A 789-nucleotide genomic window follows, 5' to 3' on the forward strand; every position below is an offset into this window, starting at 1 on the left:
TAAACGCCTGAAGCTCACCCTTAGAGGTCTTCGGATCTCGTTGGTGGGTGGAACGCGTGACCCGATCTGGTAGTAGTCAAGCAATGGGGAGACGCAGGAAGGTAGCCTCCGCGTGGCGATGGTTGTCCACGTCCAAGGGTGTAGGGAGTCAGGTAGGCAAATCCGCCTGGCACGTATCCTGAGACCTGATAGTGACCGCTTATAGCGGGAAGCAGGGTGATCCTATGCTGCCGAGAAAATCCTCTAGCGAGGTTCTAGCCGCCCGTACCCCAAACCGACTCAGGTGGTTAAGTAGAGAATACTAAGGCGATCGAGTGAATCGTGGTTAAGGAATTCGGCAAAATGCCCCCGTAACTTCGGGAGAAGGGGGGCCCGGATTCTGAAGCCCCTTGCGGGCTAGGAAGATGGGCCGCAGAGACCAGGGAGAAGCGACTGTTTACTAAAAACACAGGTCCGTGCGAAGTCGCAAGACGATGTATACGGACTGACGCCTGCCCGGTGCTGGAAGGTTAAGAGGACCGGTTAGCCCCTTGTGGGCGAAGCTGAGAATTTAAGCCCCAGTAAACGGCGGTGGTAACTATAACCATCCTAAGGTAGCGAAATTCCTTGTCGGGTAAGTTCCGACCTGCACGAATGGCGTAACGACTTCTCCACTGTCTCAACCGCGAACTCGGCGAAATTGCACTACGAGTAAAGATGCTCGTTACGCGCAGCAGGACGGAAAGACCCCGGGACCTTCACTATAGCTTGGTATTGGTGATCGGGACGGCTTGTGTAGGATAGGTGGGA

Annotated in this window: 1 rRNA gene; it reads left to right on the top strand. The window is 55.0% G+C overall.

The features are described 5' to 3' along the window. Positions 1-789: ribosomal RNA gene (locus B277_RS17160) — 23S ribosomal RNA — on the top strand; the annotation flags it as partial.

Origin of the sequence: Janibacter hoylei PVAS-1, from assembly GCF_000297495.1 — a bacterium.
GTDB lineage: Bacteria > Actinomycetota > Actinomycetes > Actinomycetales > Dermatophilaceae > Janibacter > Janibacter hoylei.